This is a genomic window from Flexivirga sp. B27, assembly GCF_052905685.1.
The window spans coordinates 275,779-290,231 of the sequence record NZ_JBPYUM010000003.1 but is presented as its reverse complement, the minus strand read 5'-3'; the positions used below and the strand labels follow the sequence as shown (position 1 = coordinate 290,231).

The 14,453-nt window shown below is 68.1% G+C and carries 16 protein-coding genes; 10 read left to right on the top strand and 6 right to left on the bottom strand.

The annotated features are described in order from the left end of the window. Nucleotides 1-107 precede the first annotated feature (107 nt). The 3 genes from hchA (at nucleotide 108) to ACSZL9_RS13660 (ending at nucleotide 2,703) form a co-directional block, all read left to right on the top strand. Nucleotides 108-953, top strand: coding sequence for a glyoxalase III HchA (hchA, locus tag ACSZL9_RS13670; RefSeq protein WP_446666056.1), 846 nt, complete (start codon nucleotides 108-110; stop codon nucleotides 951-953). Between the two features lie 98 nt (nucleotides 954-1,051). Further along, nucleotides 1,052-1,984: a phospholipid scramblase-related protein gene (locus ACSZL9_RS13665; protein WP_446666055.1), complete on the top strand. Its 933-nt coding sequence runs from the start codon at nucleotides 1,052-1,054 to the stop codon at nucleotides 1,982-1,984. Between the two features lie 5 nt (nucleotides 1,985-1,989). Beyond that, nucleotides 1,990-2,703 (top strand): type 1 glutamine amidotransferase, encoded by a 714-nt coding sequence (locus ACSZL9_RS13660; protein ID WP_446666054.1) that lies wholly within the window; start codon nucleotides 1,990-1,992, stop codon nucleotides 2,701-2,703. A gap of 48 nt (nucleotides 2,704-2,751) precedes the next feature. Here ACSZL9_RS13660 and ACSZL9_RS13655 read toward each other — a convergent pair whose 3' ends face one another. Together ACSZL9_RS13655 and ACSZL9_RS13650 are read right to left on the bottom strand one after the other, a co-directional pair. Beyond that, entirely contained in the window at nucleotides 2,752-3,591 is an 840-nt protein-coding gene (locus ACSZL9_RS13655) for a DUF899 family protein (RefSeq protein WP_446666053.1), read from the bottom strand. Beyond that, nucleotides 3,588-4,259, bottom strand: a complete 672-nt coding sequence (locus ACSZL9_RS13650) for a hypothetical protein (RefSeq protein WP_446666052.1) — start codon at nucleotides 4,257-4,259, stop codon at nucleotides 3,588-3,590. Before ACSZL9_RS13650 ends, ACSZL9_RS13655 begins: the two co-directional genes overlap by 4 nt. 156 nt (nucleotides 4,260-4,415) lie before the next feature. Here ACSZL9_RS13650 and ACSZL9_RS13645 point away from each other — a divergent pair, with 156 nt between their 5' ends. The 4 genes from ACSZL9_RS13645 (at nucleotide 4,416) to ACSZL9_RS13630 (ending at nucleotide 7,431) form a co-directional block, all read left to right on the top strand. Then, nucleotides 4,416-5,369: a LysR family transcriptional regulator gene (locus tag ACSZL9_RS13645; RefSeq protein ID WP_446666051.1), complete on the top strand. Its 954-nt coding sequence runs from the start codon at nucleotides 4,416-4,418 to the stop codon at nucleotides 5,367-5,369. A gap of 63 nt (nucleotides 5,370-5,432) precedes the next feature. Further along, nucleotides 5,433-6,020 (top strand): hypothetical protein, encoded by a 588-nt coding sequence (locus ACSZL9_RS13640; protein ID WP_446666050.1) that lies wholly within the window; start codon nucleotides 5,433-5,435, stop codon nucleotides 6,018-6,020. A 47-nt stretch (nucleotides 6,021-6,067) separates the two neighbouring features. Continuing rightward, complete coding sequence (locus tag ACSZL9_RS13635) at nucleotides 6,068-6,874, top strand: ArsR/SmtB family transcription factor (RefSeq protein ID WP_446666049.1); 807 nt, start codon at nucleotides 6,068-6,070, stop codon at nucleotides 6,872-6,874. After that, nucleotides 6,871-7,431 carry a maleylpyruvate isomerase family mycothiol-dependent enzyme gene (locus ACSZL9_RS13630; protein ID WP_446666048.1) on the top strand — a complete coding sequence of 187 codons (561 nt, stop codon included), beginning with the start codon at nucleotides 6,871-6,873 and terminating at the stop codon, nucleotides 7,429-7,431. The genes ACSZL9_RS13635 and ACSZL9_RS13630 overlap by 4 nt, the downstream gene beginning before the upstream one ends. Here the strand turns inward: ACSZL9_RS13630 and ACSZL9_RS13625 are convergent, their stop codons facing one another. Next, nucleotides 7,432-7,854, bottom strand: coding sequence for a resistance to Congo red protein (locus ACSZL9_RS13625; protein ID WP_446666047.1), 423 nt, complete (start codon nucleotides 7,852-7,854; stop codon nucleotides 7,432-7,434). 62 nt (nucleotides 7,855-7,916) lie between these two features. Here ACSZL9_RS13625 and ACSZL9_RS13620 point away from each other — a divergent pair, with 62 nt between their 5' ends. Then, nucleotides 7,917-8,243: a rhodanese-like domain-containing protein gene (locus ACSZL9_RS13620; protein ID WP_446666046.1), complete on the top strand. Its 327-nt coding sequence runs from the start codon at nucleotides 7,917-7,919 to the stop codon at nucleotides 8,241-8,243. 95 nt (nucleotides 8,244-8,338) lie between these two features. Here ACSZL9_RS13620 and ACSZL9_RS13615 read toward each other — a convergent pair whose 3' ends face one another. Together ACSZL9_RS13615 and ACSZL9_RS13610 are read right to left on the bottom strand one after the other, a co-directional pair. Beyond that, nucleotides 8,339-9,631 (bottom strand): SLC13 family permease, encoded by a 1,293-nt coding sequence (locus ACSZL9_RS13615; protein WP_446666045.1) that lies wholly within the window; start codon nucleotides 9,629-9,631, stop codon nucleotides 8,339-8,341. A 78-nt stretch (nucleotides 9,632-9,709) separates the two neighbouring features. Next, the gene (locus tag ACSZL9_RS13610) at nucleotides 9,710-10,558 is read right to left on the bottom strand and encodes a CBS domain-containing protein (protein WP_446666044.1); all 849 of its coding nucleotides are present in this window, start codon (nucleotides 10,556-10,558) and stop codon (nucleotides 9,710-9,712) included. A gap of 254 nt (nucleotides 10,559-10,812) precedes the next feature. Here ACSZL9_RS13610 and ACSZL9_RS13605 point away from each other — a divergent pair, with 254 nt between their 5' ends. Both ACSZL9_RS13605 and ACSZL9_RS13600 read left to right on the top strand, forming a co-directional pair. Continuing rightward, a complete protein-coding gene (locus tag ACSZL9_RS13605) occupies nucleotides 10,813-11,778 on the top strand; it encodes a HAMP domain-containing sensor histidine kinase (RefSeq protein ID WP_446666043.1) in 966 nt (321 codons plus the stop codon). Then, nucleotides 11,775-12,440, top strand: a complete 666-nt coding sequence (locus tag ACSZL9_RS13600) for a response regulator (protein WP_446666042.1) — start codon at nucleotides 11,775-11,777, stop codon at nucleotides 12,438-12,440. The genes ACSZL9_RS13605 and ACSZL9_RS13600 overlap by 4 nt, the downstream gene beginning before the upstream one ends. 120 nt (nucleotides 12,441-12,560) lie before the next feature. Here the strand turns inward: ACSZL9_RS13600 and ACSZL9_RS13595 are convergent, their stop codons facing one another. Then, the gene (locus ACSZL9_RS13595) at nucleotides 12,561-14,396 is read right to left on the bottom strand and encodes a chloride channel protein (RefSeq protein WP_446666041.1); all 1,836 of its coding nucleotides are present in this window, start codon (nucleotides 14,394-14,396) and stop codon (nucleotides 12,561-12,563) included. Between the last annotated feature and the right edge of the window lie 57 nt (nucleotides 14,397-14,453).

Here is a 14,453-nt window from a genome sequence, read left to right as displayed (position 1 = left end):
GGCAGGTCACGCGCACCCGCGAGGCAGCGCGTTCCACCCCGGCACCGGGCCTGCGGACGACACCCGAGCAGACCACGGCGCCGAGCCGACGACGAAAGGACCCTTCTGTGACCTCCCGCGAGCCGACTCCCGACCACGCCGAGCACAACGCCTTCTTCCCCTCCCCCTACTCGTTGGAGCAGTACGTTCCGCCGCGCACCGACTACGACGGCGCCGACCACGCGAAAACCCGGTCCGCCCGGCGGAAGGTGCTGCTGATCGGAGCCGACGAGCGCTACCTGGAGGTGGAGGGCGGCCGCTTCTTCTCCACCGGCAACCACCCGGTCGAGACCCTGTTGCCGGCCCTGCACCTCGAGCAGGCCGGCTACGAGATCGACGTCGCCACCGCCTCGGGCAACCTGATGAAGTTCGAGCTGTGGGCCTTCCCGGCCGAGGACGCGAACGTCGTCGACATCTATCAGCGGCTGCTATCGAAGTTCCAGCACCCGCGGAAGCTCTCCGACGTCATCGCGGAGGAGCTCGGGCCGGACTCCGACTATGCCGCGGTCTTCGTCCCCGGCGGACACGGCGCCATGATCAACATGGCCGACGACCCGGACATCGGAGCTGCTCTCGCCTGGGCACTGGACAACAACCGACCGGTCATCACGCTGTGCCACGGGCCGGCTGCATTGCTCGCCGCGAAGGCTCCCGACGGCACGTCGTTGTTCGCCGGGTATGCCGCCTGCGCCTTCCCGGATGCGCTCGACAGTGGCGCGAACGTCGACATCGGCTACCTGCCCGGCCGGATGACCTGGCTGCTCGCAGAGCGACTGCGCGAGCACGGCATGACCGTGGTCAACGACGACATGAGCGGGGCGGTCCACCGTGACCGTCTGTTGCTCACCGGCGACAGCCCGCTGGCAGCGAACGCCCTGGGCAAGCTCGCGGTCGAAACGCTCGCGGAAGCCTGACCCCCGGGGAACCCACGAGTGCCGGGCCGCATCGGATCCGCGGTCCGACTCCTGCCGACGGGCCACGCAACTCTTCACCCGAATGACAGGATGTGCTCATGACGTCGAACCCGCCCGCTGCTTGGTACAACGACCCGGCCGGCTCCAACCAGTTGCGCTGGTGGGACGGCCAGCAGTGGACCGAGCACTACCAGCCGATGCCGGCCCCGCAGCAACAACCCCCGCAGCAACAGCAGCAAGGCTCGACCTACCCGCAGGGTGGTTACCCACAAGAGCAGCAGAGCGGCGGCCCCCAAGGTCAGCAGAGCAACTATCCGCAGCAACGGGGCGGGCCGCAGTCCGCACGCGGTGAGCACGCGCAGTGGACGCAGGGGTATGGCGACCGGAGCTTCGGCGGGGCGGTCAACGGCCCGGTGGGTCACTCGGTGGCGGGCGCCGACCGCAACGTCTTCACCGAGCACACGCTGGTCGTCAGCCAGAAGCGCAAGCTCATCGAGTTGACCAACGAATACCTGGTCTACGGCCAGGACGGCGCCGAGATCGGTGCGGTCGTCGAGGTCGGGCAGAGCAACGCCAGGAAGGCGTTGCGCTTCCTGTCCAACGTCGATCAGTTCCTGACCCACCGGCTGGAGATCCGGGACACCCAGGGCAGGCCGCTGCTGTTGCTGACCCGCCCCGGGAAGGTCTTCAAGTCGACCATCGTGGTCGAGCAACCCGGCGGCGGGGAGATCGGTCGGCTCGTGCAGCAGAACGTCTTCGGCAAGATCCGCTTCGGCCTGCAGGTGGGTGGCCAGGACGTCGGCACGCTCAATGCCGAGAACTGGCGCGCCTGGAACTTCGCGCTGTTGGACGGCAACGGCGTCGAGGTCGGCCGGATCACCAAGACCTGGGAGGGCCTGCTGACCACGATGTTCACCACGGCCGACAACTACGTCGTGCACATCCGCCCGGAGCTGACCGACCCGTTGCGGTCGTTGGCGATCGCTGCTGCCCTCACCGTCGACACCGCCCTGAAGCAGGACGAGCGCTGACCGGCGTGGCGACACCGACCGTGCTGGTCGTCCAACCGGACGACGTCGACCCCCTGGGCAGGTTCGACGGTTGGCTCGACGAGCACGGCGTCGCCATACAGACCGTGCGGCCCTATGCCGGCGACCCCGTCCCCGCCGAACTCGCAGCAGATGGGTTGATCGTCCTCGGTGGCGAGATGAGCGCGAACGACGACGCGGTATACCCGTGGCTGGCGGACGTCCGCGCGCTGATGCGTGGTGCCGTGGAGCGCTCCGCTCCCCTGCTCGGCATTTGCCTCGGCGGGCAACTGCTCGCGAAGGCCCTCGGCGGCAGCGTCACCAAGGGTCTGCACGGGACGGAAGCCGGTCTGGTCCCGGTCACCGCAACCGCTGACGCCGCCAACGACCTGCTGTTCAAGGAAATCGGGCCGGACTTCCTCGTCACCTCGATGCACGGCGACGTCATCGACACTCTTCCCGATGGCGCGGTGCTGCTGGCGACCGGGAGCACCTACCCGCACCAGGCGTTCCGGGCTGGGCGGCGAGCGTGGGGCGTGCAGTTCCACCCGGAGGCGGAGCCGGCAACGTATGCCGGCTGGGCCGCCGACTTCCACAGCGACGACGCCGAGGAGCGCGACCGGGTCGCCCGCGGAGTCGATGAGCTCGCTGCCGCAGACGCGTCGGTGCGGCAGACCGCCGCGCTGCTGGCGCGGCGCTTCGCCGCGCTGCTCACCGGCTGACCGGGCGGGCACGATCGGCCGTTGCGGGACGGTTCGGTCGAGACCAGGTCAGTGACACGAGTGCGCTGCGGGGTCCGACCCTGCCAGGTCCGATGGGCCCAAATCGTCGGACCGCCCCGCGTCGATGCGCGGCCACTGCGATATCGGGCGCCCACCCGGCCAGTCGACGACCGGCGGCCAGTCGGGTGCACCGGCTTCGGTCCGCGCGTTGCTCCGGTCCTGGGGCCACCCGCTGGGTGAGTCCTCCCAGTCCTCCTGCCGCCCGTACGGCGTGAGGTCCATCAGCGCATAGCTGTTGTCCAGGACCTCGACGCCCCGACGCAGGGTCCAGTACGTCTCGAAGACGCGGTCGCCATCGCGCAGGTAGCACACGAGGTGGAACAGGCCGAGTTCGCGCCCGACCAGCAACTTGTCGAGCGAGGGTTGCGCGGAGTACCACGGAAGGTCCCAGCCCATGAAGTCCCGATACGCGAGGCTCGCCTCATACGACTGCTGGGCGTCGGCGGGACCGACGGCGACGTTGCGCCCCTGGCAGAGGACCGCGAAGGTGATGTCGCGCGAGTGCAACGCCGACAACTCCCGCAGCTGACCGGTGTAGTAGGTGCAGCCCTCGCACTGCTCGCGGGCGGGACGGTTCGGGTTCCACATGAAGTAATAGGCAAGCAGCAGGCGGCGCCTGTCGAAGCAGTCCCGCAGGGTCGTCGGCCCGTCCGGACCGATCAGGGACAGCTCGGCGTCGACCTCGACCATCGGCAGGCGCCGTCGCGCCGCGGCGATCGCATCGCCCTCTCGTGTGTGGGCCTTCTCGCGTCGGCGCAACGCGTCGAGTTCTCGCTCGAAGGTCGCTCGATCGGCGATCGCAGGCGCAGGAGTCGTGAGTTCGGTCATGATGTCGTTCCTCTCGGCGACGGTCGGAGCCCGACCGACCTGGCGATGTACTTGATGAATTCCGGCGCCGTGAGAGCGCTCGAACGATCCTGAGCACCGCTGCGATGCAACGAGATCCGGCCGACACAATCGATGTCGATCATCGTGCTCGACCATCGTTCGACCGGGGCCTCCGACGTCTCCGGAGCAGCAACGGCACAACCGCCGCCGAATATCCCGCGCGCTTCCGGCACGCTGGTCGCGGGTGCGCGACCGGTGCGGTTCGCGCTGCTGCCGTAGAGACGCGGGAAGTGCTGCCACAACCACCCAAGCGCCTCCCAATAGCCGTTGAACACCGCGACCTTGCCGTCGCGTGTCGCCGGCGCTGTCCAGGCCGGTGCGGACACCTCGCCGAGCGGCAGCAGGAGACCGAACCGCCTGCGCAACAACGAGACCACCGGCCCGAGCACGGCGGGCGGGAGGTTGAGACTCGGCGCCAGCTCACGCCACAACGATCGGTCGTGGAGGGACACCGCAACGTTCTGGTCGACCGGCCGGCCCTTGACCGTGTTCACGGCGCGTGCGGTGGTCGCCACCACGCCATACGCCATCGGTGCTGGGTTGGCCACGACCACCGCTTCACCCCGAACGAGCGTGTCGCAGACCAGATCGCGCGAATCCCCTTCCACGACAACAACGTATGGCGCACCAGAGCCTCGAGGGAAAGTCGCATTGCCGATGGACTCAGAGCTGCAGGCTATGGCCGGCCAGCAGTGAAGCCGGTGGGGGAACCGCGGTGAATATGAGACTGCGCCGGCCGTCACATCCGGCGTAACGTCTCCAGGATGGAGCCCGAGACGCGGCTACTGCGCTACTTCCTGGCTGTTGCCTCGGAGTTGAACTTCACGCGTGCCGCGAAGCAGCTGCACATCACGCAGCCCACCCTGAGCGCTCAGATCCGCCAGCTCGAGTCGCAGCTGGGTGTCACTCTCCTGCAACGGGATACGCGATCTGTTTCGCTGACCGAGGCGGGGCGTGCACTCGCCGACGAGGGTGCTGCGGCCATCACGACACTGGAGCGCGCGTGGGATGCGGCTCGTCTGGCCGGCCGCGCGGAGGAAGGATCGCTGCGTCTCGCCTACCCGCTGAGTGCGGCGCACGACACCGCACCGCAGCTCGTCCACGCACTACATGCATCACACCCTCGGATCACGGTCTCCACCGAGATCCTGCCGACACCGAAGGTCCTCATCGCGGTGCGCGACGGCCGCGCGGACGCCGGTGTCGCCCGGGAGCCCGCACCGTTGGATGGCGTTCACCTGCAACCGATTCGGCGCGATCCGCTGGGCGTGCTCGTCGCCGACGGACACCCGCTCGCCGGCCGAGACCCGCTCGACCTGATGACCGTCACAGCCCATCCCGTGGTCGTGCACCCGCGCACCGCGAATCCGGCACACTACGACTTCATCGTCGGGCTCTTCACCGATCGCGGCCTGCACCCAGACCTGGTCGAACGGGACATCGCCTTCGACTTCCGGCACGAGTTCATCGTCGACGGCGCCGCCGTCGCGCTCGTGGGCCGCTCGTCCGCGCAGCGTCTGCCACCGGGTATCAAGTGGCAGCCATTAGCTGAAACCATCGCAGTCACAACCATGCTCGCGCTTGCGACCGTCGACCGGGCGGCTCCGGCGCGACACTTCCAGCAGGTAGCAGAGGCACATGCCGTCGCCAACAATTGGGTCGCCGGCGCCGGGTCGACGCAACGGGCAGCAATCGACCCGGGGAGCTCCCGGGGTTGATCAGGGACACCTTCCGGGTCGTCCCCGATGGTCGCCGGGGTCCTCCGGGCGAACGCTGGACTGATGAATCAGACCCGTTCTCCCGTCAGCAGATCCGCTCGTGTGCCGGCCCTCTGGGTGCCGGTCGCTCTCCTGGCGTACGGCGTCTTGCGGTTCGTCGACCGTCTCGGCGGGACCGACGAGTCCGGACCCCTGTGGGTGGCCGGCCACCTGTGCTTCCTGGCGGCGATCTTCGGAATCGCAGTGCTCGACGTGTTGCTCTGGCGCGGACTCGACAAGAGCATCGTCGCCGACACCGCGGACGTCGTCGGCCTGGCCGGCGCCGCAGCGTTCATCTGGGTGATCCTGGGCGACATCTTCCCGGCCGTTGACACCGACTTCCCTGCCCCGGACGTGGTGACACTGCTCGGCCCGCCTGCGTTCCTCTTCGGCATCTTCGCACTTCTCGCGGTCGCCGCAGTCCGTGGTCAATTCTCCTGGCCCCATTGGGTTCTCGTGGTCCTCGGCTTCTGCTGCATCGCTGCGTCGCTTGTCCTCCTCCCGGTCGCGGCGGCATTGCTGATGGTCGGCTTCGAGCCGCTGCGCTCGCACCGGAGACTGCTCGACGCGCCGCGGATCGCCGGCTCGCGGTCCTCCACTCCGGAGCAGTGACGCGAGACCCGTTGACATATGCAGGTAGTTACCTGCATATTTGATCCATGACCGATGCCGAGCGGGACCGAGTCTTCAAGGCACTGGCCGACCCCACCCGCCGGAGCCTGCTGGACCGACTGCGGCGCTCCGACGGGCAGACGCTGGGTGAGCTGTCCGCCGACACCGGCATGACACGACAGTCGGCGACCCAACACCTCGACCTGCTCGTGCAGGCCGGGCTCGTGACCGTGGTGCGCCGCGGCCGCGAGCGCCTGCACTACCTCAACCCAGCACCGATCCATCAACTCCAGGATCGCTGGATCTCCACCTTCGACCGACCGCGTCTCGATGCGCTCGGCGCCATACGCCACCACGCAGAGGATCTCGCCATGAGCGAAAGCGCAACAACCACAACGGTCCCCACCTACGTCTATGTCACCTACATCCGCGCATCCGTCGACCAGGTGTGGCAAGCGCTCACCGACGCCGACCTGACCGCGGCCTACTGGAACCACCGCAACGTGTCCGACTGGCAACCCGGCTCGACCTGGGAGCACCGGACCATCGACGGCACCGAGACCGAGATCGACGGCAAGGTGCTCGAGGCCACTCCCCCGCAGCGGCTGGTGATCACCTTCGAGGACCCGGCCGGCGACCGCCTCCCCCGCCCCTCCACCGTGACCTTCGACCTCGAGCCGGGCGACGAACTCGTGCGGCTGACCGTGACGCACGAGGATCTTCCGACGGTCGGGATGTACGGCGGCGTCTCCCGCGGCTGGCCCGCAGTGCTGGCCAGCCTGAAGTCCCTGCTGGAGACCGGCGATCCGCTGCCGGTCGAGGTGTGGTCGCTGATGTCGGCGGAGCAGTCATGACCACCGCGACCGTCGAGCACGAGCTCGCGGCACGAGCCATCCGCCACCTGAGCGAGGTGCTGGACTCCCTCGACGACACCGACCTGACTCGTCAATCCCCGTGCCCCGATTGGAAAGTCAACGATGTGCTGGCGCATCTCACCGGCACCGCCGACGCACTCGCCGACTTCGTCCGCACCGGCCGACGCGAGCTGCCGGAACAGCTGACACCGCTTGCCGACCCGGTGCAGGACACCCGGGACGCGATCCGCCGGGTGCAGGCCGCCATCGCTTCGGACTCCACGCACGCACAACGCGCCGCGGGCGACGTTGCGGTCGAATTCACCACGCACTCGTGGGATCTCGATCCGCGCGTCGGCATACCCGAGGACCTGGCCGCCGATGTGCACGCGTTCGTGGCACCCGCCCTGACCGATGAGTTGCGAGGGCAGTTCTTCGCCCCGCAGCTCACTGCACCGGGCGGCGCCACTGCCGGTGACCGGCTGCTGACCTTCCTCGGTCGTGACCCGACCGAAGGCCGCCCGGCACTTCGGGAAGCGGCCGCTCCCCGAAGCTGATCAGGCGGTGCCGGAGGCTCCTTGAGCCACCGCGCTGAGCGAGGCGAGCAGCAACACGCCGCCGATGACGATCATCAGGATGCTGAGCCCCATGTTCGGCGGCTTCTTCGTCGTTGCCTTGCCGGAAACAGCCTGCGCTGCGTAGGGATCCGGCTGCTGCATCGGATAACCGCCCGGCGACCCGTAGGGCGACTGACCATAAGGCGGCTGGCCGTATGCCGGCGGGTGACTCTGCCCGCGAGCGGCATACGGTGTCGCCTGATCGCCGTATTGGCGCTGCCGCTCCATCGCCGATCGCTTCATCAGCCGGCGGATGCCGAACACGATGAGCAGGATCGAAGCGATCAGGAAGATTGCGAAAGCGCCGAAGTAGCCGACGAGTTCGCCGGTGTTCATCGTCGAAATGCCCGAGTCAGCAACCATGGGGCCATCGTGACACGATGCCCCGCCGACGACGTTGCACCCCCACTTGGCAGGATCAGCACATGAGCAACAACAGCACTCAGCCGACCGAACTCGCCGACGACGCAGTCATTCTCGACGTACGCCGGCAGGACGAGTGGGACGCCGGACACGCGCCGACCGCCGTCCATATCCCCTTCGAAGAGCTCCAGGACCGACTCGCGGAGCTGCCGTCGACCGACGGACCCGTCCCCGTTGTATGCCGCGGAGGCGGTCGCTCGTCACGAGCGACCAAGTGGCTCAACGACAACGGATACGAGGCGGTCAACGTGACCGGCGGCATGAAGGCGTGGCACGCCGCGGACAAGCCGATGCGCAGCGCCGACGACTCCGAGCCGGAGGTCATCTGACCCCCATCGCGAGTGACGGCTTCTTCGCCGGCTGACGCCCGAATCAGACCGTCAGCCGACGAGAGAGCCGTCATTCGGCGTGGGTTCCGCATGCGTCAGGCGAACGCGAAGTAGCGCAGTGAGACGTAGACCCACGCCAGTGTCGTCGTCACAGCCGTGACCACGATGCCGTAGCGGGTGAACTGCCAGAAGCTGATCCGGTGACCGTTGCGGGCGGCGAGGCCGATGGCGACCACGTTGGCACTTGCGGCGACCGCGGTCCCGTTGCCGCCGAAGTCGGCGCCCAGCGCGAAAGCCCACCACAGGGACTGCCCGGTCTGCGCGTCGGGCGCATCAGCGGCGAGCTCCTCGACGACCGGGGCCATCGTTGCGACATACGGGATGTTGTCGAAGAAGGCGCCGAGGATGGCGGACCCGAACAACAACGCGGTGGCCGCGGCGTAGAAGTTGTCGCCGACGGCGTCCGCGACCCAGCCGCCGAACGTGTCGATGACTCCGGTGTGAGTCAGTCCGGCGACCATGACGAACAGACCCATGAAGAAGATCAGCGTCGGCCACTCGACCTCGCCGACTGCATCCTGCGGGTCGACCCGGGTCACCAGCAGCATGACCCCTGCGCCGAGCAACGCGACGATCGCGGGGTCGAGCTGCAACGCCCCGTGCAGGCTGAAGCCGGCAACCACACCGACGAAGACGATAAGCGCGCGGCGGAGCATCGCCGGATCGGTGATCGCACGCCGTTCGTTCAGCGCCATCACCTCGGCCACCCGCTCCGGGTGATAGCGGAACTCCGACCGGAAGAGCACCCGGGTGCCGAGCACGAAGATCGCGAAGATCACCACCACCGGCGGGGCCATGTGCACCAGAAAATCGGTGAACGTCAGGCCGGCACGGCTGCCGATGATGATGTTCGGCGGATCGCCGATCAGGGTCGCCGCACCACCGATGTTCGAAGCGAGGACCTCGGCGATCAGATACGGCCGTGCCGAGACCGCCAGCCGATCACAGACCACCACGGTGACCGGGGCGACCAACATGATCGTCGTGACGTTGTCGAGGAACGGCGACGCGACCGCAGTGATGCTCATCAGCATCACCATCAGCCGATAGGGACGCCCCCCTGACTTCTTCGCCGCCCAGATGGCGAGGAAGTCGAACAGTCCGGTCTGCTTGATGATCCCGACGATGATCATCATCCCGAGCAGCAGGAAGATGACGTTCCAGTCGATGCCGGAGTGCTCGGAGAAGAAGACCTCGCTGCCCGGGATCAGCCGGAGGACCGCCATGGCCCCTGATCCGATGAGCACCACCGCGACCTTGTCGGCCTTCTCCGTTGCGATGAAGAAGAACGCGATCAGGAAGATCGTCAGGGCCAGCGCGGCCGTCACCGGCTGCACCTCTCGGGACCTGGCGGACAGTTCACGTGGCGGTCTCCTTCACCCGAGCGGTGGTCAGGGGGGCGTCGTCTAGGGGCTGTGCTCCGGCGGTGGGGTCGGATCGTCGCCGGCCGATACGGCGAGGCTGGTGATGAGGCGTTCCAGGGTGATCGCGCCATAGAGCGTGCCGTCGTCCTCGACGACCGCGATGACCGGACTCCGCAGTCGTGCCATCAGCGCCGCCACTTCGAGCAAAGTCGCATCCCGCCGCACCTCCACCGGCGGCCGGATCGGCACCGGCAGGCAATCGGCGATCGCGCGCCTGCCGACCGCGGACCAGAAACGATCGGCATGCGACTCGTCCACGGTGCGGACCAGCGCCGGGTCGTCCCGATAGGAGTCCGGCACCATCAGGCGCAACACCTGGCTGCCCGGGATCACCGTCACCGGACGCGCCGCGTCATCGACGACGATCAGCCCCGGGATCCGGCTGACGGCCATCATCCGCACCGCCCGGATCACCTCGTCGTCCACGGTCACCGTCGGCACGTGGGCGGCGATGTCACCAGCCTGCATATGTCTCGATCCCGTTCTGCGACTCAGTGGCTTCAGCAGCCCGACGGCACCGGTTGCCTCTTCGGTCACCGTTGCCTTCGCCATGATGGAGGCCTTTGCTCGTCGATTGTGGCTGCTGTCGATCCGTGCCCAGTCTGTCCCGGGAAGCTCGTCGGCGGTATCCGTGCTGACACCCATATCTGCAGGGGACGACCCACCACCGGGGTCGTCCACGGGATGCCATCGACGCCGGGGCTCCACCGCCGCCAGGCCGGCAGCGGCCAGGCCGGTCGCGATGATCCAGGTGTGGCCGAGCGCCATACCGATGACGGCCAGGAGGACACCGGCGGCCAGCAGCCAGATCAGCAACTTGCGTCGTGTCATCGTCCCCACGCTCCTGCCCTGCCGGGATGCTCCTCGCTGTTTCGGGATCGGCTCGTCCGCACGGCTTCATCCGTATGCCGTGTGCACCTCTCACGATGCCGTCGAACCGCGCGCAGAACCATCCGGGGCGGCACCCATCTCTGCGGCGTGCACCATGTAGTCACCTGCCGCCGCGTGGACGCGCGGCAGGCGCGCATGTCAGGCTCGCTGCAAGCAGCGGCGGCCGATCGCGAGGTTGTGACAGGAGGATCACGATGTCGTTGTTCTGGCGGATCTATCTGCTCAACGCCGCGGTCCTGGTCGCCGCGACATTCAGCGTGGTCTTCGGGCCGGTGAGCGTGTCGACCCAGCCGGTCTTCACCGAGGTGGTCGTCGCGGTCCTCGGCCTGGTCCTGCTGCTGGCGCTGAACGGCATCCTCTTCCGCATCGGCCTGGCACCACTGCGACGGCTGAGCCGCTCGATGACCTCGGTCGACCTGCTCCAACCCGTGCCACGCCCGGTCGAGGCCGGCGGGGGCGACGTCGGGGAGGTGATCAGCACCTTCAACACCATGATCGATCGGCTCGAGACCGAGCGCGGACGCAGCGCAGCTCGTGCCCTGTCGGCGCAGGAGGCCGAGCGACGCCGCATCGCGCAGGAGCTGCACGACGAGGTCGGCCAGACGCTGACGGCGGTGCTGCTGGACCTCAAGCGGGTCGCCGACGGTGCACCGGCATCGGTGCGAGATCAGCTGCGCGAGGTGCAGGAAACCACGCGCGGCAGCCTGGACGAGATCCGCCGCATCGCCCACCGGCTGCGGCCGGGTGTGCTGACCGAGCTGGGGCTCCCGGTCGCCCTGAAAGTGCTCACCAGTGACACGGCGAAGCGCAGCGGCGTCCGGATCGACTACACCTGCACGTCCGACCTGCCCGAGCTGGACGCCGAGACCGAGCTGGTGATCTACCGCGTCGCCCAGGAAGCACTGACCAACATCGTCCGGCATTCCGGGGCCAACCAGGCGCGAGTGTCCCTCACCCACGGCATGTCGCGGGTCGAGTTGCGCGCCCAGGACGACGGGGTCGGTATGGCGGCCGCCGCCGAAGGCTCCGGCGTGCAGGGGATGCGCGAGCGCGCCCTGCTCATCGGCGCACAGCTGTCCGTCGGCACGTCCCACAGCGGGCGGGGCACCGACGTCCACCTGAAGATCCCGGTCACCTCACCCGACAGGAAGTCCGTATGACGTTCAACGCCCAGACCCCGGCGACCGTCCTGCTGGCCGACGACCACGCACTCGTACGCCGCGGCGTGCGGCTGATCATCGACGGCGAGCCCGACCTGACCGTTGTCGCCGAGGCCGGCGACGGTGCCGAAGCGCTCGAGCAGGCACGCACGCACCAGCCGGACCTGGCGATTCTCGACATCTCGATGCCGCGGATGACCGGCTTGCAGGCAGCCCGGGAGCTCTCTCGCGATCGCCCGAACATGCCGATCCTCATCCTCACGATGCACGACAACGAGGAGTTCTTCTTCGAGGCGCTCAAGGTCGGTGCGGCCGGTTACGTGCTGAAGTCGGTGGCCGACCGCGACCTGATCGACGGTTGCCGGGCGGCGCTGCGCGGCCGCCCGTTCCTCTACCACGGCGCGGTCAACGCCCTCATCCGCAACTACCTGGACCAGGTCGCCCGTGGGGACACCCCGACCGAGTCACGCATCACACCGCGCGAGGAGGAGATCCTCAAGCTGGTGGCGGAGGGCAGGTCCAGTCGGGAGATCGCCGACCTGCTGGTGATCAGCCCGAAGACCGTCGAGCGGCACCGCGCGAACCTGCTGGCCAAGCTCGGCTTGCGGGACCGGGTCGAGCTGACCCGCTACGCGATCCGGACCGGGCTGATCCAGGCCTGACACCGAGGACCTCCCGTCACCGAAGACCCCCGTCGCGAATGACGGCTTCTTCGGCGACTGACGCCCGAATCAGACCGTCAGTCGGCGAGAGAGCCGTCATTCGCGATGAGTTGGGCGGGGTCAGGACCGTCCGAACCAACCCGGACGGGCGACGCGCAGCCGCAGCACCCGCTCGGACTCGCGCGCCTCCCGCACGTCGCGCACCCGGCCTTCCAGCAGCATGGTCAGTGACACCAGGCCGACCAGTCGTGTGGAGTCATCGCGGTCCACGACCGGCATCTTGTCAACAGCGTTGGCGGCCATGGCATTTGCCGTCTCGCGCAGTGTCTGGTCGGAGTGCGTGACGATCGGTGCAGTGATGCACAGCTCTCGCAGCGAGGTGTCACCACCCTGCTCGTGCACCGCGGTCTCCAACTGCGTGCGAGTGACGACACCGACGATCTTGTCCCCGTCCTCCACGACCGGATAGAGCATCTGCCGACGCGTCTCCACCTTGTCCGGCTCGGTGCCGGAGATGACCTCCAGCGCTTCCGCAGCGGTCAGGTCGCTCTCATAACTGAGGACATCGCGGGACATCACCTCGCCGACGAAGTAGATCTCGAGCGGGTCGACGTCATACTCCCGGGTCAGGTGGTAGCCGCGACGGGCGATCTTCTCGGTGAGGACCGACCGCTTCAGCAACAGCGTCGAAAGCGCGAAAGCCGTTGAGGCGCCGATGATCAGCGGCAGGATCGCGTCGAATCGCCCGGTGAGCTCCATGGCGAAGATGACGCCGGTGAACGGCGAGCGCATCACTCCTCCGAGCACACCCGCGAGCGCGACCAGGGCCCAGAAGCCGGGGCCGACCTCGGGGAAGATGTTGGCCTCCAGCGCACCGAGCGCGCCGCCGATCATGAACATCGGCGCAAGGACACCACCGGACGTGCCGGACCCGAGCGAGAGCGACCAGATCAGCGTCTTGACGATCAGGATGCCGACGACCAGGTCCATGCCGATGCTGCCGTCGAGCTCGGCCTCGATGATGTTGTATCCGACACCGAGCGACTCCGGCACGATCATCCCGCCGATGCCGATGATCACGCCGCCGATCGCCGGCCACCACATCCAGTGCACGGGCAGCTTGCGGAAGCCGTCCTCGGCGGCATACACCAGGATCGTCGCGACGATGGCCAGCAGCCCGGCGACGAGTCCCGTGACGACACACAGCAATTCGGCGACCGGAGTGATGTGCAGCGCGCCGTGCACGGGGAAGAGCACGCCGTCGCCCAGCATCGGGTGGCGTATGACGGTCGCGACACACACCGCAGTCGCGACGGGCACGTAGCTGCGTGGTCGCCATTCGAAGAGCAGCAACTCGACGGCGAGCATGACCGCCGCGAAGGGCGTGTTGAAGGTCGCCGCCATACCCGCTGCCGCGCCCGCGACGAGCAGCGTCTTGCGCTCGTCAGCGGTCAGCCGCAGGAACTGCGCGAAGAGGGAGCCGACGGCACCGCCGGTCATGATGATCGGGCCCTCGGCGCCGAACGGGCCACCGGTGCCGATCGCGATCGCGGACGAGACCGGCTTGAGTATGGCGACGCGCGGCTGCACCTTGCTGCCGCCCAGCAGAATCGCCTCGATCGCCTCCGGCATGCCGTGACCGCGGATCTTCTCCGAGCCGTAGCGCGCCATCAGCCCGATGACCAGGCCGCCGACGATGGGTGCCGTCAGCACGAGCCACCACTGGTCGTGACCGCCGCCGGGTGCGACCAGTTCGGTGTCGATGCGCTGGTAGAAGACCGCGTTGGTGATCAGTCCGATCAGTCGCAGCAATGCCCAGGCGACCACTGCCGCGACGGCGCCGACGGGCACCGCCAGCGCGGCGATGATCACCAGCCGGGGAGTGGCGCGGAAGTCCCCGAGGTGGTGGACGTCGCGTGGGACGTCATTGGGTGCGATGGGCTGGGTCGTGCTCATGACCTGCGTTCGTTCAGCTTCAAGGGGGTCTTTCCGTTGTCGTCGTGGCGTGGCTCA

What these genes read in the sequence shown, in the direction of transcription:
- ACSZL9_RS13645 (WP_446666051.1), top strand. Translation starts at nt 4,416, where the DNA reads ATGGAGCCCGAGACGCGGCTACTGCGCTACTTCCTGGCTGTTGCCTCG.
- ACSZL9_RS13610 (WP_446666044.1), bottom strand. Translation starts at nt 10,558, where the DNA reads ATGACACGACGCAAGTTGCTGATCTGGCTGCTGGCCGCCGGTGTCCTC.
- ACSZL9_RS13595 (WP_446666041.1), bottom strand. Translation starts at nt 14,396, where the DNA reads ATGAGCACGACCCAGCCCATCGCACCCAATGACGTCCCACGCGACGTC.
- ACSZL9_RS13630 (WP_446666048.1), top strand. Translation starts at nt 6,871, where the DNA reads ATGACCACCGCGACCGTCGAGCACGAGCTCGCGGCACGAGCCATCCGC.
- ACSZL9_RS13655 (WP_446666053.1), bottom strand. Translation starts at nt 3,591, where the DNA reads ATGACCGAACTCACGACTCCTGCGCCTGCGATCGCCGATCGAGCGACC.
- ACSZL9_RS13625 (WP_446666047.1), bottom strand. Translation starts at nt 7,854, where the DNA reads ATGGTTGCTGACTCGGGCATTTCGACGATGAACACCGGCGAACTCGTC.
- ACSZL9_RS13605 (WP_446666043.1), top strand. Translation starts at nt 10,813, where the DNA reads ATGTCGTTGTTCTGGCGGATCTATCTGCTCAACGCCGCGGTCCTGGTC.
- ACSZL9_RS13635 (WP_446666049.1), top strand. Translation starts at nt 6,068, where the DNA reads ATGACCGATGCCGAGCGGGACCGAGTCTTCAAGGCACTGGCCGACCCC.
- ACSZL9_RS13620 (WP_446666046.1), top strand. Translation starts at nt 7,917, where the DNA reads ATGAGCAACAACAGCACTCAGCCGACCGAACTCGCCGACGACGCAGTC.
- ACSZL9_RS13600 (WP_446666042.1), top strand. Translation starts at nt 11,775, where the DNA reads ATGACGTTCAACGCCCAGACCCCGGCGACCGTCCTGCTGGCCGACGAC.
- ACSZL9_RS13665 (WP_446666055.1), top strand. Translation starts at nt 1,052, where the DNA reads ATGACGTCGAACCCGCCCGCTGCTTGGTACAACGACCCGGCCGGCTCC.
- ACSZL9_RS13640 (WP_446666050.1), top strand. Translation starts at nt 5,433, where the DNA reads ATGAATCAGACCCGTTCTCCCGTCAGCAGATCCGCTCGTGTGCCGGCC.